General features: G+C 34.9%; 17 protein-coding genes and 2 tRNA genes. 7 read left to right on the top strand and 12 right to left on the bottom strand.

Annotated elements, in window-relative coordinates; translation table 11 throughout:
• Positions 1 to 53: 53 nt before the first annotated feature.
• From FQU23_RS01105 to FQU23_RS01090, 4 genes are all read left to right on the top strand, one after another.
• Positions 54 to 1,577, top strand: a complete 1,524-nt coding sequence (locus tag FQU23_RS01105) for a RagB/SusD family nutrient uptake outer membrane protein (protein WP_147672224.1) — start codon at positions 54 to 56, stop codon at positions 1,575 to 1,577.
• An 8-nt stretch (positions 1,578 to 1,585) separates the two neighbouring features.
• Positions 1,586 to 2,686, top strand: coding sequence for an IPT/TIG domain-containing protein (locus tag FQU23_RS01100; protein ID WP_147672223.1), 1,101 nt, complete (start codon positions 1,586 to 1,588; stop codon positions 2,684 to 2,686).
• A 136-nt stretch (positions 2,687 to 2,822) separates the two neighbouring features.
• The gene (locus FQU23_RS01095; RefSeq protein ID WP_147672222.1) at positions 2,823 to 4,214 is read left to right on the top strand and encodes an endo-1,4-beta-xylanase; all 1,392 of its coding nucleotides are present in this window, start codon (positions 2,823 to 2,825) and stop codon (positions 4,212 to 4,214) included.
• 163 nt (positions 4,215 to 4,377) lie between these two features.
• Positions 4,378 to 5,304: a family 16 glycosylhydrolase gene (locus tag FQU23_RS01090; protein WP_147672221.1), complete on the top strand. Its 927-nt coding sequence runs from the start codon at positions 4,378 to 4,380 to the stop codon at positions 5,302 to 5,304.
• Between the two features lie 415 nt (positions 5,305 to 5,719).
• Here FQU23_RS01090 and FQU23_RS01085 read toward each other — a convergent pair.
• Together FQU23_RS01085 and FQU23_RS01080 are read right to left on the bottom strand one after the other, a co-directional pair.
• Positions 5,720 to 5,792: transfer RNA gene (locus tag FQU23_RS01085), tRNA-Met, on the bottom strand.
• Between the two features lie 34 nt (positions 5,793 to 5,826).
• A tRNA-Met gene (locus FQU23_RS01080) sits at positions 5,827 to 5,899 on the bottom strand.
• A 117-nt stretch (positions 5,900 to 6,016) separates the two neighbouring features.
• Between FQU23_RS01080 and era the strand changes: the two genes are divergently transcribed.
• Positions 6,017 to 6,898, top strand: coding sequence for a GTPase Era (gene era / locus FQU23_RS01075; RefSeq protein WP_132108347.1), 882 nt, complete (start codon positions 6,017 to 6,019; stop codon positions 6,896 to 6,898).
• Positions 6,899 to 7,011: 113 nt separating this feature from the next.
• On the opposite strand, the gene FQU23_RS01070 is transcribed toward era, so the two are convergent.
• Entirely contained in the window at positions 7,012 to 7,509 is a 498-nt protein-coding gene (locus tag FQU23_RS01070; protein ID WP_147672220.1) for a hypothetical protein, read from the bottom strand.
• A gap of 107 nt (positions 7,510 to 7,616) precedes the next feature.
• Between FQU23_RS01070 and der the strand changes: the two genes are divergently transcribed.
• Together der and FQU23_RS01060 are read left to right on the top strand one after the other, a co-directional pair.
• Entirely contained in the window at positions 7,617 to 8,927 is a 1,311-nt protein-coding gene (der, locus tag FQU23_RS01065) for a ribosome biogenesis GTPase Der (RefSeq protein ID WP_147672219.1), read from the top strand.
• A gap of 93 nt (positions 8,928 to 9,020) precedes the next feature.
• The gene (locus FQU23_RS01060) at positions 9,021 to 11,810 is read left to right on the top strand and encodes an outer membrane beta-barrel protein (RefSeq protein WP_147672218.1); all 2,790 of its coding nucleotides are present in this window, start codon (positions 9,021 to 9,023) and stop codon (positions 11,808 to 11,810) included.
• A gap of 131 nt (positions 11,811 to 11,941) precedes the next feature.
• Here the strand turns inward: FQU23_RS01060 and FQU23_RS01055 are convergent, their stop codons facing one another.
• From FQU23_RS01055 to FQU23_RS01015, 9 genes are all read right to left on the bottom strand, one after another.
• Entirely contained in the window at positions 11,942 to 13,057 is a 1,116-nt protein-coding gene (locus FQU23_RS01055; RefSeq protein WP_147672217.1) for a formylglycine-generating enzyme family protein, read from the bottom strand.
• A gap of 88 nt (positions 13,058 to 13,145) precedes the next feature.
• Positions 13,146 to 14,672, bottom strand: coding sequence for a sulfatase family protein (locus FQU23_RS01050; protein WP_147672216.1), 1,527 nt, complete (start codon positions 14,670 to 14,672; stop codon positions 13,146 to 13,148).
• A gap of 27 nt (positions 14,673 to 14,699) precedes the next feature.
• Positions 14,700 to 16,175, bottom strand: a complete 1,476-nt coding sequence (locus tag FQU23_RS01045; RefSeq protein WP_147672215.1) for an arylsulfatase — start codon at positions 16,173 to 16,175, stop codon at positions 14,700 to 14,702.
• 572 nt (positions 16,176 to 16,747) lie between these two features.
• Positions 16,748 to 16,882, bottom strand: coding sequence for a hypothetical protein (locus FQU23_RS16285; protein WP_262887261.1), 135 nt, complete (start codon positions 16,880 to 16,882; stop codon positions 16,748 to 16,750).
• Between the two features lie 358 nt (positions 16,883 to 17,240).
• Entirely contained in the window at positions 17,241 to 18,053 is an 813-nt protein-coding gene (locus FQU23_RS01035; RefSeq protein ID WP_147672213.1) for a TPM domain-containing protein, read from the bottom strand.
• Position 18,054: 1 nt separating this feature from the next.
• Entirely contained in the window at positions 18,055 to 18,492 is a 438-nt protein-coding gene (locus FQU23_RS01030; protein ID WP_147672212.1) for a TPM domain-containing protein, read from the bottom strand.
• 71 nt (positions 18,493 to 18,563) lie between these two features.
• Positions 18,564 to 19,151: a LemA family protein gene (locus tag FQU23_RS01025; protein WP_147672211.1), complete on the bottom strand. Its 588-nt coding sequence runs from the start codon at positions 19,149 to 19,151 to the stop codon at positions 18,564 to 18,566.
• Positions 19,152 to 19,162: 11 nt separating this feature from the next.
• Positions 19,163 to 19,495 carry a MerR family transcriptional regulator gene (locus FQU23_RS01020; RefSeq protein ID WP_007137763.1) on the bottom strand — a complete coding sequence of 111 codons (333 nt, stop codon included), beginning with the start codon at positions 19,493 to 19,495 and terminating at the stop codon, positions 19,163 to 19,165.
• Positions 19,496 to 19,562: 67 nt separating this feature from the next.
• Positions 19,563 to 20,540, bottom strand: coding sequence for a M23 family metallopeptidase (locus tag FQU23_RS01015; protein ID WP_147672210.1), 978 nt, complete (start codon positions 20,538 to 20,540; stop codon positions 19,563 to 19,565).
• Positions 20,541 to 20,754: the final 214 nt, after the last annotated feature.

Here is a 20,754-nt window from a genome sequence, read left to right as displayed (position 1 = left end):
AAAAACACACATTTAACTTAATGAATCACAGTCATTAACATAAAAAAATAGTTATGAAAAAACTTTTTAAACTTTTTATGATGGGAATGCTCATACCATTGCTATCTTTATTTTCTTGTTCAGATGAATTTTTGAATGCACCTTCTGAAAACCAATTAACTCCAGCCGATTTACCCGAAGGAGTTACGGCCTTTGACGGAATCGCTGAGAGTTTATACTTTAAACCTTGGTTTACTTTTAACGATAAATTCCTAATTGCTGTAGGCGATATGTACGCTGGTAACACTTTTACTTTTGATGGTGCTTATGCTCAATTTAAAGATGCTCAGGTTACCTCACAAAACCCAATCCTGACAGAAGGTTACGTTTCGTTGTTTTCGGTTATCGATCAATCTAATAATTTAATGAGTTTAGTCGAAGATAGAAAGAGTGAACTACCAGATGCATCCTATAAAAACGCGATAGCCATATCCCGATTTATGAGAGCCAATGCGTATTTCTACTTAGTAAGAACTTTTGGTGCTGTTCCTATTATTAGTAAAGCAGGTTCTGCACCACAACCCAAAAGAAATCTGGTTTCAGATGTTTATAAATTCATCAAACAAGATTTGGAATATGCCGTTACCAATTTGCCTGAAACAGCTGTAAAGAAAGGATATGTAACTAAGTATGTTGCTATGGGTATTCTTGCAAAAGTACATTTAACCTTAAATGAATATGCAGAATGCGCCACTTTAACTCAGGAAATTATGGGGAACCAATATACTTTAATTGAAGAGTACGGTAACTTGTTTAGCAGTCCAGAAAATAATAATAGTTCTGAGAGTATGTTTGCTTTGCAATGGAAAGCTATTGCTACTGAATGGGGAACACAAAATACAAATCAGGCTTATATCGCTCCTGCTGAATCAGGAATAACTGGCGGTGGTGACGGATGGGGAGTTTACCTTCCTTCCATTTCCTTGCAAAATGGATTTGAACCAAACGATACCAGAAAAAAGAATACCATTATGACTGATGGCGACTTTTACCCGGAATTAGTAAAAAGTAAAGGTGGTTTTAGATATAAAAAAGCATTCTCTTCTACGGCTGCCAATTTCAGAAAGTACATTGTAGGTTCGGCAGCAGAAAGAAATGATGTCTTTTTTATGAAAACCTCACAAAACACAATATTGCTAAGATATTCTGATATTTTATTAATGAATTCTGAGGCTATTTTGGCTGGAGCCAATTCAACAACTTCCGCAGCGGCTTTAAGTTCTTTCAATGAAGTAAGAGTAAGAGCAGGATTGCCTATTAAAACAGAACTTACAAGAGAGGATTTGTTTAATGAAAGAAGAATAGAATTTGCTCTTGAAGGTCAGTATTTCTTTGATTTAAAACGTAGAGGTCTTACAGAAGCAACAGCTATTATTTCCCAACAAGAAGTTGGTTTTTATTCTGATCCTGAAAGAACAGAGTTAATTTCTAGAAAAATAACTCCCGGAAGTAACTATTTTGAATTGCCATTACCTCAATCTGCTATTGATACTAATCCATCATTATTAGATCCTCCAGTTCCTTTTAACTTTAATTAAACTAGACTATGATTAATAAAATAAAATATAGAATTCTAATTCTTTTGGTAATGGCTTCTTTTACAGCTTGCCAAAATGATGATACAGTTACTGCAAATATAGATGCAATGGTTGCTGAACCAGGAGATTTGCTAAATCAGACTTTTCCACTAACAAAAGTTAGAGTGGAAGGCAATGGCTTAGCGGGTTTGAAAAAAATCACGTTGGACAATAAGATTGATGTCAGCTTCAATCCCAACCATAATTCAGATAAGTCCTTTATTTTCACCGTTCCATTTGATGATAAACTCGGTAGCAGATTTGGAGTACAGCCTATTACCTTTATTACAGCATCTGGCTCTGTAACTAAAGATATTGAGATTTTACAACCCAATCCAACTATTACAAAAATAACTCCAGCTGCAGCAACTCCTGGATTTCCATTAACCATTGAAGGAACTTGGTTTTATAATGTATCTTCGATTACCTTAGGAGGAAAAGCGCTAAGTTATTCTGTAAATTCACCTACTTCAATTATCGTTGGTTTACCAGCAAATGCAGTCTCTGGATCAGAACTAGTAATTACGACTCCAGGTGGTTTAGCAAAAAAAACAATAGATTTTGTTACCATCGTTCTAATATCTGATTTTGATGGAAATGGCGTTAGAACTGCCTGGACGTCCTATGGCGATGTAGCTAGTTTTAACGCAAATACTACAGGCGGTCCAACGGCTAATTATGCAACACTTGCGTGGACTGGTTCCATTGCCAATGGTTATAACGGAAGTAGCGGCGGAGGAGGAACTAGTTTTCTAAGTACATCAAGCACTGATGCTGCAAGAACTTTTATAGATATTGACGTAAGTGCTAATGTTATAGGTACTCAATTCGCTATTCAATTGAATACTATTGATAATAAAAACTATGGTTATAATTTTAAAATAACAGATGTTAATTGGACAACTATGACCATAAAACTAGCTGATTTCAAAGATAATTATGGGTACGGAGATCCAGCCACTGCGCTTGACGCTTCTAAAGTTAATGAAATTAAAGTAGGAATCGTTCAGGCAGAAACGCCTAATCCGACCACAATAAAATACGATAATATCAAAATTCGTTACCAATAATTAAGGATTGTATGCTTTAGCTAAAAAAGAGGTTGAGTTCAAAAACAGCCTCTTTTATAAAAAACAATAAAAAAAGAAACTATAATAAGCTTATTCAATCGTAATTAGAAAAAATAGGCTATAATAAAAAAACAGTATGAAAATTAAATTTTTACTAGTACTCGTTAGTCTCTTCTTTTCTTTGAACTCTTGTTCAAAAGAGGATAACGATGTGGCTGAAACTTTAGAAACGCCAACAGCAAACGCACCAAAAGATGTCAATGATAACGGTTTTAAAGCAAAATGGAATTATGTTTCCAATTCAAAAAGCTATCTCTTGGACGTTTCTACCAGCGAAAATTTTGACACTTTTGTAGCAAACTACAACGCAAAACCTGTGACTGATTTAAATGAAGTTGTAGTTGGTTTATTGGGAGGAACACAATACTATTACAGAGTAAGAGCCAAAACAGAAACTGAAATTTCCGATTATTCAAATGTTATTAGTGTGGTAACAACGGGTTCTAGCGGTATTCCTGAAGATCCTACTTTTTTAAAGGTAAAAGCCAATAAAGTAGCCAACCCATTTTTTGTAGGAATGGCCATAAAAGCATCGCAATTAACAACTGGAAGCCCTTATGATATTATTTTGAAAAATGAATTCAGCAGTATTTCTGCCGAATACGAAATGAAAATGGATCAAATCTCTACTGCTAGCGGTGTGTACAACTGGTCTGTAGCTGATAAAATTGTGGCTTACGGGAATACAAATGGAATCAATGTACACGGTCATGCATTAGTATGGCATAATGCAGTACCTCAATGGTTAAAAAATTTTTCGGGTACTGATGCAGAATTTGCTTTAGAAGTAAAAAAATACATTACGGATGTGGTTACTCATTATGCTGGAAAAGTAAAATCTTGGGATGTGGTTAACGAAGCGGTAGATGATACTGACGGCAAGATGAGAAATACTATTTTTCTGCAACGAATGGGAGCTAATTATGTAAAAGATTGTTTTCAATGGGCAAAAAATGCTGCAAATGCTGCGGGTGACACTAAACTATTATTATTTTATAATGATTATGCAACGTCTACAAATATCCCAAAACAGGATAAAGTTTTTAGTCTTGTAGATGATTTAAAAACAGCTAATGTTATTGATGGACTAGGTTTTCAAATGCACAATACGTATTTATCTCCAACCAAAGCTCAAATAGAAACCGATCTTAATAAAGCTGTAGCAAAAGGGTTGAAAATTCATGTTTCGGAATTGGATATACAAGTCAATCAATTTAATGACATCACCACTTTTACAAATGAAAGAAGGTTAGTCCAAAAAGCAAAATACAAAGAAATGGTAAAAATTTATAATGCGCTTCCAGTTGCAAATAAATATGCCTTAACAATTTGGGGAATGAGGGATAATGAATCATGGATTCCATACAGTACAGACCTGAATCATGTTGGAAATGATTGGCCTTTATTATATGACTCCAATTTTGCAATCAAAAGTTCACATACCGGATTTCTGGAAGGATTAGATTAAATTAAAAAAAACAGCCTTTAATTAGGCTGTTTTACTAAATAAATCTACCTGAGAAAAAACATTACTTGAAAAAGCTACCCTCCGGATATTTCGGATTATGCAATAGAAGTTAAAAATCAGCAGCGTATTACAATCTTACAAACTAAGATCTAAACCACGAATTATGAGAATTTTAAGTTGGCTTACATTAATACTAATATGTGTTTTGGTATTTTCTTCTTGCGTTGAAAATACTGCAACAAGTAAAATAACAGCTAGTAAAAATATAAATGAAAGAATAATAGAAAGTACTAATAAAGTTGTTGGATCTCCTTGGATAAAACAATTCGAAGATACATTTGATGTAGGCTCGACACTTTCAAAATGGACAAAGGTGCAACGTACAGACTATAACTCTAAATATTGCGATTATGATATTTCTGTGCCTACGGTGCAATTAAGAGACGGGAGAGGATGTCTGGAAATTAAGACTACAAAGTTAAATGCAACTAAATACCAATCGGGACTTATTAAGTCTGTCTATAAATATAAACCTGAAAATAACACCGAATATATGCTGTCTGCTAATATTAAATTATTAGCTATGGATGGATCTAATTACATATCATTTGCAGACACTTACGGAGCATGGCCTGCTTTCTGGACTGTTCAGGAAGACGGATGGCCCATGTACGGAGAAATTGACATTATGGAAGGGTATTCTTTTGCACCAAATGCACCTCGTTTTACATCTAATCTTTTTTATGGCACAGCTTCGGGTGCGAACCAATTAGGGAACATGGCTGAACAACAATATCCGCGTTTATTTAATGTAAATGGTAATCATGGATGGCACTTATATCAATGTTTCTGGAAAATAAAAAACAATGTAGTAACGGTAACCATAATGGTAGATAATACAATTGTTTCTACCAACACTAACAGTACTATACCTAAACTTAATTTAAATAAATTCGAGAATCATAATATAATTTTAAACCTGAATGTTGGTTCAAATGACTCAAGTTTTATCAATCCTAATAAAATAAATTTATTTACAACTGTTATCATGTGGGTAGATGATGTTACAGTATATAAGAAGCGGATATGATAAGAAACTAAAATTGAGATGTAAAAAACATAAAAGTCATTTCAAAAAATAATAATTGTTAAGAGGCAGCCTAAAAATGGCTGCCTCTTTTTTGTATGTCGGGCATGGTCTTTTCCTGGCAGAGTGTAAGTCTATGTACACGCCGCGTTGATAGGAAGTGTTAGCAATTGGCAAGGGTGTCTACTGTGAGGTAGAATCTGAAAGAAGCCATCAGCAAAAGTGCGGTTCTGACGCACAGAAATCTAATATAAGGCCAACTTCGGGAGGTTAAGCGAGCAATAGATTAGGGCTAAAAATAGGGAATATCTAACCAAAAAAGTGAATGGTATTTTTGAGTTAATTACAGTGGTAACAGGGGTTAAGGAGGGTGCTAAAAATAAAAAAACCCATCAAAATGTTGATGGGTTTCTCTCAGTAGCGGGAACTGGACTCGAACCAGTGACCTTCGGGTTATGAGCCCGACGAGCTGCCTACTGCTCTATCCCGCGATGTGCGTTTGTAATCTCAATAAAATTAACTTAGTAGCGGGAACAGGACTCGAACCTGTGACCTTCGGGTTATGAGCCCGACGAGCTGCCTACTGCTCTATCCCGCGTTGTTTCGGGTGCAAAGGTACAACGAAATTTAATATTTGCAACTAAAATATTAAAAAATCTTTTATTTTATCTATTCACTTGATATAACTACCTTTGCAAAATAAATAATATATTAAATGTCACATAAAGCAGGTTTTGTAAATATCATCGGGAATCCAAACGTTGGGAAGTCCACATTAATGAATGCATTTGTTGGGGAAAGACTCTCTATCATTACGTCTAAAGCACAAACGACTCGTCATAGAATCCTTGGGATCGTAAACGGAGAAGATTTTCAAATGATTTTGTCTGATACACCAGGGATTATCAAGCCAGCATATGAAATGCAAGCATCGATGATGAACTTTGTAAAGTCCGCTTTTGAAGATGCTGACATATTAATTTACATGGTCGAAATAGGGGAGCAAGACCTAAAAGACGAAGCATTCTTTAATAAAATCATTCATTCTAAAATACCTGTTTTATTGTTGTTGAATAAAATTGACAATTCTAATCAGGAACAATTAGAAACACAAGTGGCTTTCTGGACTGAGAAAGTGCCTAATGCTGAAATATATCCTATATCTGCTTTGCAGAATTTTAATGTTCCAGAAGTTTTTCAAAGAATTATTTCACTTTTACCAGAATCACCAGCTTATTATCCAAAAGATCAATTAACAGATAAACCAGAGCGTTTCTTTGTGAACGAAACAATACGCGAGAAAATATTGTTGAATTACAGTAAAGAAATCCCGTATGCAGTAGAAATTGTTACAGAGGAGTTCTTTGAAGATGAAAATATCATTAGAATCCGTTCTTTGATTATGGTGGAGCGTGAAACACAAAAAGGAATTGTTATTGGGCATAAAGGAGCAGCGTTAAAGAAAGTGGGAATGGATGCTCGTGCCGACTTAGAAAAATTCTTTGGTAAACAAATTCACATCGAATTGTATGTGAAAGTGAATAAAAACTGGAGAAGTAACGTGAATATGTTAAAGCGTTTTGGTTACAATCAATAGTCTTATAATTGTTTTACTATAATAATTAAAAAATCAATAATAGAATTCAATTTCTATTATTGATTTTTTTTTTTTGTCCGATATCGTATTCAAATGGGTTGGCTCCTAATGAACTATGATGCTATTATTTTTAAGAATAGGGCTTCTAGTTCATTCATTTGGTCATGACCATTTTTTCGAATTTGCTTGGCAATAATATACAATAGAAACCAAGCGAATACCATAAGTACCATTACGATTAAATCAAACGTTATGCTGTTTTTTAAAACATAGTCGGAGTAAGCGATACCACTGAAAATTAGAAATATTCCTGCAATTATAAAATGAAGAAACATAAAAAGGGTCCATAAGGTAGGGTCAGGGCCAAAAAGACCTCTTATGTGTGTTTCGTTCTCGTTCTTGGATTCTAATTCCAAGTGCAAATGTGGAGAATAATAGGACTTTTTACTGTCTTTTATATGTAGCCAAATATGCGTTCCGCCCGTTTTTACAGAAAAATCGTCGCAGTTTGATTTTTTATAGTTTTCAAATTTTTGAAGCAGTGAATCACTGTTTTCTGGAACATCTTTATAGAATCGTAAACGTAGTCTTAGTTCATTATTAGTGTCCATATTGGTAAACTTATATCATTTAAAAGGAAAGCCCGCGCTAATATATTAAAAAAATTGATAGTCAATCTATTTAACACTACCTTTGCAAAATATTTGAATAAATACTTATGAATAACATTGTTGCGATAGTAGGAAGACCTAATGTGGGGAAATCAACCCTTTTTAATAGGCTGATACAAAGAAGAGAAGCTATTGTAGATTCTGTTTCTGGAGTTACCAGAGATAGAAACTACGGAAAAAGTGAATGGAACGGAAAAGAGTTTTCCGTAATTGATACGGGAGGATATATTCGCGGTTCTGATGACGTTTTTGAAGGCGAAATCCGTAAACAAGTTGAGTTAGCCATCGATGAGGCTGATGTTATCATATTTGTGGTTGACGTTGAAGAAGGAATTACTCCAATGGATGATGCCGTTGCGAGACTTTTACGTAAAGTGACAAAACCGGTTTTACTAGCTGTAAATAAGGTAGATAACGCTATGCGGGAGAAAGATGCAATTGAATTCTATAACTTAGGTTTAGGAGAATATTATACTTTTGCAAGTATTTCAGGAAGTGGAACTGGAGATTTATTAGACGCCTTAATTGATGCGTTTCCTATAAAACCAGAACCAACACAGGAAGAAATTGCGTTACCTCGTTTTGCAGTAGTGGGAAGACCTAATGCTGGAAAATCAAGTTTTATCAATGCCTTAATTGGTAAAGATAGATATATTGTTACTGATATTGCGGGGACTACTCGTGATTCTATTGATACAAAATTTGACCGTTTTGGTTTCGAATTCAACCTTGTTGATACTGCGGGAATTCGTCGTAAGGCTAAAGTTAAGGAAGATTTAGAATTTTATTCTGTAATGCGTTCCGTACGTGCTATTGAGCATGCAGATATTTGTATTTTGATTATTGATGCCACTCGTGGATTTGAAGGTCAGGATCAAAGTATTTTTTGGTTAGCTGAAAAGAATAGAAAAGGCGTTGTGATCTTAGTAAATAAATGGGATTTAGTTGAAAAGGAAACGATGTCAACTAGAGATTACGAAGAAAAAATTAGAGAAGAATTGATGCCATTTACTGATGTGCCTATTCTTTTTGTTTCTGCATTGACAAAACAACGTTTATTGAAAGCATTAGAAGCAACAGTAAAAGTTTTTGAAAGCAGACAACAGCGTATCGCTACTTCAAAATTCAATGAATACATGTTGAAAGTGATTGAAGCATACCCACCACCTGCAACAAAAGGGAAATACGTAAAAATTAAGTACTGTATGCAGTTGCCTACTAAAACGCCTCAGTTTGTGTTTTTTGCTAATATGCCACAATATGTAAAGGAACCATACAAGCGTTACCTTGAAAATAAAATTAGAGACAACTGGGACTTCTCAGGTGTGCCAATCGATATTTATATTCGTGAGAAATAATATGTTAAAGTTTATGTAAGAAATTACATAAATTCATATTAAATTACTTAATTCGCTGTTAATGTTTTATCATTAATAGCGAATTTTTTATTTATGGAAAAAAAGTACTTTCTTATCGTGTCTTTCTTTTTAAGTGTTTCCTTATTTGCGCAAAGCAATATTAGCCTCAAAGGCAAAATCTTAGACAAAAACACCCAAAATCCCATAGAATCGGCTACTGTCTTTTTGACTTCAGTACAAGATTCAACGGTTATTGATTATACGATTTCGGATAAAAACGGTTCCTTTATTTTGGAAACCAAAAAAATCAACAAGCCTTTCTTTTTGAAAATTTCATCTATGGGTTACAAGACTTATAAGTTGGAAAATAAAGTACTTACAGAAAATAAGGATTTTGGCGTTTTAAACTTGTTCGAAAATGAAAATTTACTGTCCGAAGTAGTTATTAAAAGTGAGGCACCGCCTATTCGAATAAAAAAAGATACTTTAGAGTTTAACGCTTCTTCTTTTAAAGTTCGCCCTGATGCTAATGTTGAAACCTTATTAAAGCAACTGCCAGGAGTAGAAGTGGGAACAGATGGTAAAATTACCGTTAATGGAAAGGAAGTAAACCAAGTTTTAGTAAACGGTAAACCTTTTTTCGATAAAGACGGTAAAATTGCGCTGCAAAGTTTGCCTTCGGATATTATTAATAAAGTCCAAATTTCAGATACGAAAACTAAAAAAGAGGAGTTGAGTAAAGAAGCTTCTACTTCAAATAATGCTAGTATCAATTTGACCATTGATGAAAAGAAGAATAAAGGATTCTTTGGGAAAATTATGGGAGGTTATGGAACAGGGGAACGCTATGAAAGTAGCGCTTTAATTAATTATTTTAAAGGTAAAAGAAAGGTAAGTGTTTTGGCTTCGTCGAATAATATCAATTCTACTGGATTCTCCATGAATGAAATTTTTGATAACATGAGTGGCGGAAGAAACAGTTCTATGGCAGTTAACTCGGCTAATGGTTCTTTTACGCTTAATGGAAATCGTTTCGGTGGCGGACAAGGAATAACTCGTTCCGATATGGTAGGGGTAAATTATTCGGATGAATTATTCAAAAAATTAGAAACAAGTGGTAATTACTTCTTCACAAATTCTAATTCTGATAATGTAAATAGAACCAAGACGATTACATTTTTGCCTAATGGAAATATAAACCGAGAATCTGAAGCGACAACAAGTGCTGATAATTTAGGACATAATGTAAGTTTTGAATTTGAATATAAAATAGATTCGACGGCAACTATTTTTGTTGGACCAAAATTTTCTAAGTCGAACTCGAAATTTACTAATGACTCTTTTGAAAAATCTTTTAATGAGAGCGGTCAGCTGGTTAATGAGAGTACGGCCCTAGTTTTTGACGAAAGTGATAAAGGAAGCTTTAGTATTCCAATCAATTTCAATAAGAGATTCAGTAAAAAAGGTCGCTTTCTAAGCGCTTCGTTTAGCAATGATAATTCGGTAGAGGACGTAAATTCTTTAAACAAAACCAATACACAGTTCTATCAAGGTACAGATCCAGATATTATTAGAGATCAAATTAGAAAAAATAGGAATAGTGTGGATAGGTATGTGGCTGAAGTAGAATATGCTGAGCCTGTTTCCGATTCTCTAAAAGTGAAAGTTGGTATTAATTACAACAATGAATCTAGGTCGAATGATAGAAATACCTTTGATTTTAATTCTGGTTCTCAAACCTATTCTGATTTGAATCCAGAATTAACAAATGAGTTGACGTCCAGTAAAACTACATTACGTCCTCAAACTGGGTTCTCTCTTAACAAGAAAAAATATAGTATAAATATGACTGCAGGTCCTTCGATAGTAAAATATGATACTTATTCATTTTATCTAGGACAACCTACTAATTTGACGAAAAATTATGTTTTGCCATATGCCACTTCGCGACTCTCATATCGATTTAGTAAATCTAAATCGATATATGTGAACTACACTTTTGATTATGATTTTCCTACTGCGGCTCAGATTTTACCCGTCGAGGATCTATCAAACCCTCTAAGTACTACTGTGGGAAATGTTGATTTAAAGCCAAGTGGGAATCATATAGCATACGTTGGACTTCATAATTATGATTATGCCACACGATCTGGTTACTCCTTTTATTTTGGCGGAAACATTTATGATAATCAAGTGGTTTCTTCGGTGCAATATGATTCGAGTATAAAAAACCGTATTACGTTTGAAAATGTCTCAGGAACTTATTCTACGTGGATTGGTTCTTCTTGGAACAAATCATTTAAAAAAGAAGCTCATACTTTTAAATATGGCTTGAACTTTAGCGCTAATTATGGCTTAGCGAAGGGTTTTGTAAATGATGAAATGTATGAAGCCAAGACATTAAGGTTGAATCCAAGAGCTAATTTTACCTATGAATATGGTGAGTTGCTCACTATTAATCCAACCTATAATTTTACTTACAATGATTCTAGGTACACAAATTTTAGAACTAACGGAGCCTCAAGTGTAATTCATCGTTTTAATGTACAAACAACTAATTATTGGCCTAAAAACTGGGTTTTCGGTAACGATTTTGGATATACATATAATTCGAATATTGCAGATGGATTTAAAAAGGATTTTTATCTTTGGAATACGAGTTTAGCTTATAGCTTTTTTGAAAATAAAATGACAGCAAAAGTAAAAGTCTATGATATGTTGAATCAGAATCAAAGCGCGACAAGAACCATTTCTCCAACAGATATACGCGATGAAGAAAATGTAGTTTTAAAAAGGTATCTTATGTTCTCATTGACTTACAAACTTACTAAGTTCGGGGCAAAGGAAAAGAAATCAAGTGGGAACGGTTTTATGTTTTTATAGATAAAAAGATTACTCTCCTTTAAGTTACAATTGACCAGAAGTAAAAAAGTCCCGACGAAATCGGGACTTTTTTATGGTTTAAATTTTTCAGTGATGAAAAAAGAATACTTTCATTTTCAAGTTTAGTACTATTATTTAATATCGGCCACGCATCTAAAGCCAGTATGGTCTAAACTAGTATCTGGTGATGACTTCATTCGAGCGGTAACGCGATATCCTTTACAATAGGATGCATTACATAAAAAAGACCCACCTCTAACCACTTTTTTAGGTACTCTTGGCTCCATAGGATCATAGCTTTTGGAAGGTCCTTTAGGATTATTAGCAATGCTGCCAGACAATTCTTTGTAGTATTCTGGTGTGTACCAGTCGCTGCACCATTCCCAAACATTTCCTGCCATATCATACAATCCGTATTTATTAGGTGGAAATGATTTTACTGGTGCAGCTCCTGCAAATTTATCCTTAGCCGAGTTGAGGTAAGGGAATTTTCCGTCCCAAGTATTTGCTTTAGACTTTCCTTGTTCTGGGGCTTCGTTCCCCCAAAAGTATTTTTTATCAACTAATCCTCCTCTGGAAGCAAATTCCCATTCCGCTTCTGTTGGTAATCTCTTGCCTGCCCATTTTGCATAGGCATTTGCATCATCCCATGAAATGTGTACTACAGGATAGTTTTCTTTTCCCTTTATGTCACTTTGTGGTCCGCTTGGATGTTTCCAATTGGCTCCTTCGGTCCAGCTCCACCATTGAGCAACATTATTCAAGTCGACTGGAGTAGTAGTAGGAACAAAAACAAGGGAGGCAGCCACTAATACACTTTTATCTGGTTTAGGTGTTCCTGGTGGCAATTGCTTTTTTATTTCTTGCCAATCTGGTTTTATTTCTGCTGTAGTCACATAGCCAGTAGCTTTCACAAATTTTTCAAACTGTGCGTTGGTCACTTCGGTAGCATCCATCCAAAAACCATTGACTTTAACTCTATGTTGTGGGTATTCATCTTCTCGGCCTTCATCATCAGAAGCACCCATCAGGAATTCGCCATCAGGAATTTTAACCATTCCGTCATAAGAAACCGTTTTTGATGTACTGATTGGGTCAGCCGTATTTGTAGCCGAAAAACGCGCGGGGAGCGATGAAGCACAACTCATAGATTCTGTGCTGGCTGTAGCGCTTGTCTTTTCCTCTTTTTTGCCACAGGAGCCTATTGCAAGTAGTAGCAATCCCAGAGTAATCGTTTGGTATCTCATTTTAAGTTTGTTTAATCCGGTTTCTAAAGCTAAAATTAGATTTAAGGACTGGTTTATTCTTTATTTCTTTTACAAAAATACTGATTCTTTATTGTTCTTTTATTTGTTGCAATAATTTCGCCAACTCCTTTGTGATTTCTGGGTATCGACTGGCAAGGTTTTCTTTTTCTCCAATGTCCTTATTCAAATCATACAATTGTGGTTGCTGGTTATTACCCATTTCGATATTGGTTAATAAATTCATTGTTGGTCCGTTACTCGGTTCAATATATTTCCAATTTTCTTTTCGAATTGCTAGGGAATTGATTCCTTGCTTAATAAGTACCGTTCGCCCTTTGTTGGTTTTGCCTAACATAGCTTGCAACATATCTTCTCCATCAGTTACTTGATCTTTCTCTAATTTTATGTTCAACATTTTAGAAAAAGAAGGAAGTAAATCCACCTGGGATAATAAAGCTGGTGACGCTCCTTTTTTTATTGTCGCTGGCCCCCTAACGATAAAAGGAACTCGTGTTCCTGCCTCAAAAGTACTATACTTTCCGCCGCGTAAAGATCCCCAAGGAGTATGTCCATTTAATTCTGTCACCGCTCCGTCTTCATAGCCGTCATCAAGTACAGGTCCATTGTCACTGGTGAAAATAACGATGGTGTTATTTGCTATGCCTTGATATTCTAGTTGTTTCATGATTTCACCTACAGTCCAATCCATTTGTAAGATGGCATCACCACGATATCCTAAACTGCTTTTTCCTTTAAACATGGTCGAAGGCATGCGGGGAACATGAGGCTCTGTTAACGCATAATAAAGGAAGAAAGGAACTTTTTTATTAGTCTCGATAAACTCATTTGCTTTCGATAGAAAAGTCATCGGCATTTCCTCGTCAGTCCAACGGGCTTTGTTGCCGCCACTCATATAACCAATACGTCCTATTCCATTTACAATAGTATTGTTGTGTCCATGGTTAGGGGAAGATTTCATTTTTAGTAATTCAGGATTTTCCTTGCCCGTTGGGTCATTCCCCACTTTATTGCTATAATCAACTTCAATAGGATCATTAGGGTCTAGTGCAACTACATGTTGATTTTCGACAAATACAGTAGGAACTCTATCAGCCGTTGCAGGGAAAATATAGGAGTAATCAAAACCTACTTCATTCGGTCCTGGTTTTATTTCGCCGTTCCAATTCTTCTGTAATTCATTTCCTAAACCTAAATGCCATTTCCCTACAATTCCAGTTTTATAACCCGCTTTCTGAAATAAAGAAGGTAGCGTGGTTTTATCTGTCGGAACTATTAAAGCAGCGTCTCCAGGAAGTATTCCAGTGCCTTTTCTTCTCCAAGGATATTGTCCTGTCATTAAACCATAACGAGAAGGAGTACAGGTTGCCGAGGTGGAATGTGCATCAGTGAAGCGCACTCCTTGTTTGGCCAGTTTGTCTATGTTAGGAGTGTTAATCTTGGTCGCTCCATAACAACTTAAATCACCGTAGCCTAAGTCGTCAGTCATGATGATTATGACATTTGGTCGCTTTTGAGCAAATATAGCTATTGATAAAAGGCATATCACGAATATACTGCTCTTTTTTAGTATCGAAACGCTGTTTTTTTTATGCATTGTTAATTATAATTTTAGTTGGTCAATTTATAGTTTACTGTTTCTTGTATTTATAAACTCCCAGTTTTTAACAGCTGAAGTTTGGTGTTCTTTTTTTAGTATTTCTTCAAACCTTTTCACTAGTTTCGAATTTTGATTTGAGACATCTACTGTTTCATTTCTATCGCTTCGAAGGTTATAAATTTCCCAAAGTGCGTTAGGATTTTTTTTCAAATTACTTTTTACACCTTTCCAGTCGCCCGTTCGAATAGCGATTTGACCTCCTTTTTCAGGATATTCAAAATACAGATAGTCGTGTTTTTTTTGTTTGGACTTGTTCCCTAGTAGTTCCGGAAGAAAAGAAATGCCGTCTGTGTTTTTAACTTTTTGATTGGTTAAATCAGCAATTGTAGCAAAAAAATCATATTGGGCAGAAATAAGATCTGAAATCGATCCAGCGCGGATTTTCCCCGGCCATCTCGCGATAAATGGTTCCCGAATACCGCCTTCGTATAAATCCATTTTTAATCCTTTTAAATTATCTACACTATTAAAAAAGGCAGCATCTACACCTCCATTAAAAGTGGTTCCGTTGTCACTGCTAAACATGATAATCGTGTTTTCATCGAGCCCTAATTCTTTTATTCGAGCCATAATAATGCCCACTTGGGCGTCTAGATAACTAATCATTGCTGCGTACGTAGAAAGCGGATATTTAGTTGAAGCATAACCATTTTGTCCATAGTAAGGTTTTTCTTCAAAGAGACCAATATATTGCTTTATCCATTCCTCTGGTGCCTGTAAAGAAGCATGCGGAATTGTATATGGTAAATACAAGAAAAAAGGATTTTCCTTATTGTTATATATGAATTTCAATGCTTTTTCTGTCATTTTTTCTGGTGCATAAACTTCCCCTTTAAAGTAGTCAAAGTCAGTATCAGTTGCTGTTTTAGGGTCTAAAATTTTATGTACATTGATATACGGCTGGTTTAAAGTATCCCATTTTTCATTCTCCCACAAGTGTGTAGGATAGTAATTATGAGATTGCTTTTGATCGAGATAACCGTAATAATAATCAAAACCCTGGGCGTTTGGCGAGCCTTCAGTCCCATTCATTCCAAGGCCCCATTTTCCTACCAATGCAGTCGTATATCCTTTTTGTTTTACTAATTCGGCAACGGTAAATTCCTCCGCTTTCAACGGGATCTGGCCTTTTTCTTCACTATCTAAAAATCCGCCAAGTTCATAATTCCCCCTAATATAGGAACTTCCCGCATGTTTACCTGTCATCAACATACATCTAGCGGGGGCACAAACAGCCGAGCTTGAGTAATGTTGTGTAAAACGCATTCCTTCTTTTGCCATGCGATCAAGATTGGGCGTTTTTATTTTCATTTGACCATAACTTCCCAACTCACCATATCCTAAATCATCGGCATATATATAAATGATGTTGGGTTTTTGTTGAGATAAAACAGAACTAGATAATAGGCAGCAGAAGATTATCGCTTTAATTTTATTCATACTTTTTATGTTATAGATAGATTCACTTATTATTCTTTTTAATTCGTTTTAAGAATGAAAGACTTCTGCTTATTAATATGCAAAGGATTATTTTCTGTCTTATTGATGTATTGATATTTATTTGCTAATGCTACTTAAATAGCAATATAACCGTATCAAGTTTTTGAAACTGATTAATTGAGAGTGAATATCAAAAATATAATATTTTAATTAATGGATCTCACTAGTGCCTACCAGTTTATGGGTAACTAGTAGAGATAATTTTAGAAGGGATGCACGATTTAGTATTAGTTTAAGTAACAGCCGATTTATTGTTATAAAACAAATAGGATCTGCACATAATGTTAGTATTAAGAATAGCCGTAAAACAGAACTTTTTTAAGAGATGTTGATTGTTAATATACACCACAGGCTAAAAATGCATCTAGTCGAGAATATATTGAAAGGTTTTTAAAGGTTTTTTGGGTTTAACTTTTTGAAAATCTAGTTTTTATTCCTACTCTCTATTCGTATTATTAATGACAATTGTCGATTGGAATTCGCAAGATATATCTTAGTGCAATATTGATTATTTAGTCAAAATCGGTAGTAGTACGTTCTTTAAAAGTTAATCTCGAATCATCTAAAGTGTCCATAGAATGGTCTTCATACCAATCTTTAAACGTTTTTGTAGTGGTATACTTATCAGTGAGCACGGCGTATACCATAAATAAAATTAATAAGACGCCAAAGATTAGTAAGCTTATGGAAATAGTGAATGCAATGTTTGTTTGAGATAAACCTGCAAAAATAAAAACAAATACTGTGGTAATCCACACGAGTAGTATTGCAAAATTTTTTATGGCTTTTTCTATTAAATTTACGATTAATAGTTAGAAATGAAAGTTAACTAAATGATAATCAGTTTATAAATAAGTAGTTAGCCGAAAAAGGTACGATTAGCTATATGTGAATAAGAATTGGATTATGGCGGGTTATATTTGATTTTGCTAAATGAAATAGAAGTGCCCATAAAAAAAGCTGCAAATCGCAGCTTTTTTTATGATTGTCTATTGTGAATATTTTTTACCAGCTTCCGCTTGAACCTCCTCCTGAAAATCCGCCGCCGCCAAATCCACCACCGAATCCGCCGCCGCCAAATCCTCCTCCAGAAGATCCACCGCCAAAACCACCGCCTCCGCCACCACGGCCAAGACTACTTAAAATAATTACATCTAGTAAGCTTGGTCCAAAACCACCACTATTTCCAGAATTACCTCCGCCACCTCCGCCTTTATTTTTAGAAATAAGAACTAGGATAATAACGATAATAATAATGAAGGGTAATATTGGGAAGCCTTTCTCTTTGGTTTTCTGTTTTCTTTCTCCTTTGTATTTGCCTTTAAAAACATCAATCAAGGCATCGGTTCCTTTGTCAAGGCCATTGTAGTAACTACCAGATTTAAATTCAGGAGTAATTATATTTCTAATGATTTCGCCGCCAATTCCTGCCGTTAAGCGATCTTCAAGTCCGTAACCAGGATTTATTGCAATTTTTCGATCTGTTTTAGAAACCAGAATTATAACTCCATTGTCTTCTTTGGCCTGGCCAATTCCCCAAGTTTGTGCCCAGTTAGTCGCTAGCTGGCTTACATCTTCTCCTTTTAGACTTTCAATAGTAATTACTACAATTTGAGTTGTGGTAGAATCAGAATATTTGATTAGTTTTTCTTCTAGTTGAAGTTTTTCAGTCGAGCTTAAAAGATTAGCATAGTCGTAAACTGAAGTGGCTAAAGTAGGTTTTTCCGGTATGGTATATTGTGCGAAGCCCAATTGAGTAACAAAAAAGCAAACAAGTAATTTAAAATAAAGGGAGCTATTTAATTTAGATATGATCATATTAGCCTTTTGAGATTTCGTTTGATAATTCATTCGTGTCATCTTCTGACCAAGGGAAATGTTTTTTTAATTGTTCTCCAGCGATTAGAATTCCGTCAACAAGACCTTGTTTGTAATTGCCATTTTTAAAATGAGCAACCATAACCTCCTTGGTACTGTCCCAAAAATCATTAGCAACGACATCATTAATCCCATAATCTCCGCAAATCACAAATGTTTTGTCTTCAACGGCAAGATAAATTAAAACCCCATTTTTTAGTTGGGTTTCATCCATTTTCAATTCATTAAAAACTTCCAAAGCACGATCATAAACATCTAACGCGGTTGTTTTTTCTAAATGAACCCTAATTTCTCCAGAGATGTTTTTTTCGGCCATTCGAATAGCTTCCACAATCTCTTGCTCTTCTTCTTTGGATAAAAAATCTTCTACTTTTGACATTGTATTTTTTTTTGAATGAAGATTAACGTCCCGAAACTTCGAGACGTTAATCAAATATCTGAAATCGTTTTTTAGAATTGTACTTCAACCGGTTTTTCAGCACCTGCTACAGCTTCAAAATATGGTTTTTCCTTAAATCCAAACATTCCTGCAAAAACTGAATTTGGGAAAACTTTGATATGATTATTGTACGGTTTCACCGCTTCGTTGAAACGTGTTCTAGCAGTAAGAATTTGATTTTCGGTACTTGCCAATTCGTCCTGTAATTTCAAGAAGTTTTGGTTGGCTTTTAAATCAGGGTAACGTTCCACACTAACCAATAATCGAGATAGAGAGCTGCTTACACCGCTTTGAGCTTGGTTAAATTGTGCTAATTGTTCTGGGGTGATATTAGTTGGGTCAACTGTAACCGCAGTCGCTTTGGCACGTGCTTCAATAACCGCAGTCAAAGTACTTTTTTCAAATTCAGCTGCTCCTTGTACAGTTTTTACTAAGTTTCCAATTAAGTCATTTCTTCTTTGGTAAGAAGTTTGAACATTACCCCAAGCTTCTTTAATTCCCTGCTCATATACAACAGCAGTATTATTTATTCCTTTAACATAGCTGTAAATTCCGAATATAACTACGGCTCCGATAATCCAAGGCAAAAATCTTTTCATGTTTGTTTAATTTAAAGTTGATTTTTAATATTTGTTAATTGTGTTCTAATGGTTTCTAATTTTCGAATAATTTCAAATTTATCCAATGTTTTCTTTTGTCCTTCTTTCAAATGCGTTTTAGCTCCTTCTAATGTGAATCCTCTTTCTTTTACCAGGTGATAAATAAGTTGCAAGTTAGTTACATCTTCAGGGGTAAACATTCTATTTCCCTTAGCGTTTTTCTTTGGCTTAAGGATATCAAACTCACTATCCCAGAAACGAATCAGGGAAGCATTTACATTAAAAGCTTTGGCAATCTCGCCAATGCTGTAATATCTTTTATCTTTAGATAGCTCAATATGCATATAATATTTTTTTTACTTTTTCAAATGAACATTTATGACTCAATTTTTCAAACAGATACAGAGCATTTTAATCCAGAGACTGGTTCTCTTGGTTGGCTAGTTTCGAAATAGCAACATACTCCACTGCCGAAATATTTCCATAATAAAAATTAAGCGGATTGACGACTTTACCGTCTTTGTGAACTTCATAATGCAAATGGGGACCTTCGGATCGTCCCGTGCTTCCCACATAACCTATAATGTCGCCACGTTTTACTCTTTGTCCTGCTTTAGAATTGTATTTGCTCAAATGGGCATATAAAGTTTCATATCCATAACCATGCCTAATGACAATATGATTCCCGTAACCAGACGCCCTATTATCTGCTTGTGAGATCACCCCGTCACCAGTTGCAAAAATAGGCGTCCCTACTTTAGCCGTAAAGTCCATACCCTCATGCATTTTACGTGCTTTAGTAAATGGATCAGTGCGATATCCAAAACCTGAGGCCATACTTTTTAAATTTTCGTTCCTGACAGGCTGAATGGCAGGAATGGCAGACAATAATTTATTTTTCTCTTTCGCCAGTTTTAAAATGTAATCCAGCGATTCCGATTGTATTGCCAATTCTTTTGTAAGAACATCTACTCTTTTGGTGGTATTAAGTACCAGCTGTGTGTTATCAAATCCTTGTAATGCAGCATAGCGATCATCTCCACTATATCCTGCTTTTCGTTCCTCTTCTGGTATGGGTGAGGTATTAAAATAGGTTCTGTATAAATTATTATCCCGCTTTTCAATTGCTTCAATTACATTGTCAAGTTGGTCTATTTTTCTGTTTAATACGGCATAATTCAGCTTTAAGTTTTCAATTTCTCGCTGCATCAATCTATCTTTTGGTGTGTCGAAGTAAGGCGTGTTTAACAATATTAGGAAACTTAATGAACCAAACAAGGCTGAGGCCACTAAAAACAAGACAATAAAACCGAATTTCTTTCTTTTTTTTGTTTTTATTTTTCGATAAGCCAGATTTTCCGAATCGTAATAATATTTTACTTTCGCCATATTTTAAAATACCCTATTTTTGCACCTTGTATAATGCAGTTTGAACAAATTTAATAAATGTTTCATTTGTTCCCGCGTTTTTTCAATAATAAATATAATAATGTGCCTTTCCCAGCTATTTGTTTCAAGTTCTCGTCTTGAAATCTTTTTTTCTGCTGCGCTGGCAGGAGCTTCCTGGGTCGCTCTGCCACCACATGAAAAAATAGATTTCAAA

The organism is Flavobacterium sp. XN-5 (assembly GCF_008033395.2).
Classification (GTDB): domain Bacteria; phylum Bacteroidota; class Bacteroidia; order Flavobacteriales; family Flavobacteriaceae; genus Flavobacterium; species Flavobacterium hiemivividum.
Note: the sequence above shows the minus strand (reverse complement) of the source record. Positions and strands in the feature narration are given on the sequence as shown.

What these genes read in the sequence shown, in the direction of transcription:
- FQU23_RS01105 (WP_147672224.1), top strand. Translation starts at nt 54, where the DNA reads ATGAAAAAACTTTTTAAACTTTTTATGATGGGAATGCTCATACCATTG.
- FQU23_RS01100 (WP_147672223.1), top strand. Translation starts at nt 1,586, where the DNA reads ATGATTAATAAAATAAAATATAGAATTCTAATTCTTTTGGTAATGGCT.
- FQU23_RS01095 (WP_147672222.1), top strand. Translation starts at nt 2,823, where the DNA reads ATGAAAATTAAATTTTTACTAGTACTCGTTAGTCTCTTCTTTTCTTTG.
- FQU23_RS01090 (WP_147672221.1), top strand. Translation starts at nt 4,378, where the DNA reads ATGAGAATTTTAAGTTGGCTTACATTAATACTAATATGTGTTTTGGTA.
- era (WP_132108347.1), top strand. Translation starts at nt 6,017, where the DNA reads ATGTCACATAAAGCAGGTTTTGTAAATATCATCGGGAATCCAAACGTT.
- FQU23_RS01070 (WP_147672220.1), bottom strand. Translation starts at nt 7,509, where the DNA reads ATGGACACTAATAATGAACTAAGACTACGTTTACGATTCTATAAAGAT.
- der (WP_147672219.1), top strand. Translation starts at nt 7,617, where the DNA reads ATGAATAACATTGTTGCGATAGTAGGAAGACCTAATGTGGGGAAATCA.
- FQU23_RS01060 (WP_147672218.1), top strand. Translation starts at nt 9,021, where the DNA reads ATGGAAAAAAAGTACTTTCTTATCGTGTCTTTCTTTTTAAGTGTTTCC.
- FQU23_RS01055 (WP_147672217.1), bottom strand. Translation starts at nt 13,057, where the DNA reads ATGAGATACCAAACGATTACTCTGGGATTGCTACTACTTGCAATAGGC.
- FQU23_RS01050 (WP_147672216.1), bottom strand. Translation starts at nt 14,672, where the DNA reads ATGCATAAAAAAAACAGCGTTTCGATACTAAAAAAGAGCAGTATATTC.
- FQU23_RS01045 (WP_147672215.1), bottom strand. Translation starts at nt 16,175, where the DNA reads ATGAATAAAATTAAAGCGATAATCTTCTGCTGCCTATTATCTAGTTCT.
- FQU23_RS16285 (WP_262887261.1), bottom strand. Translation starts at nt 16,882, where the DNA reads ATGGTATACGCCGTGCTCACTGATAAGTATACCACTACAAAAACGTTT.
- FQU23_RS01035 (WP_147672213.1), bottom strand. Translation starts at nt 18,053, where the DNA reads ATGATCATATCTAAATTAAATAGCTCCCTTTATTTTAAATTACTTGTT.
- FQU23_RS01030 (WP_147672212.1), bottom strand. Translation starts at nt 18,492, where the DNA reads ATGTCAAAAGTAGAAGATTTTTTATCCAAAGAAGAAGAGCAAGAGATT.
- FQU23_RS01025 (WP_147672211.1), bottom strand. Translation starts at nt 19,151, where the DNA reads ATGAAAAGATTTTTGCCTTGGATTATCGGAGCCGTAGTTATATTCGGA.
- FQU23_RS01020 (WP_007137763.1), bottom strand. Translation starts at nt 19,495, where the DNA reads ATGCATATTGAGCTATCTAAAGATAAAAGATATTACAGCATTGGCGAG.
- FQU23_RS01015 (WP_147672210.1), bottom strand. Translation starts at nt 20,540, where the DNA reads ATGGCGAAAGTAAAATATTATTACGATTCGGAAAATCTGGCTTATCGA.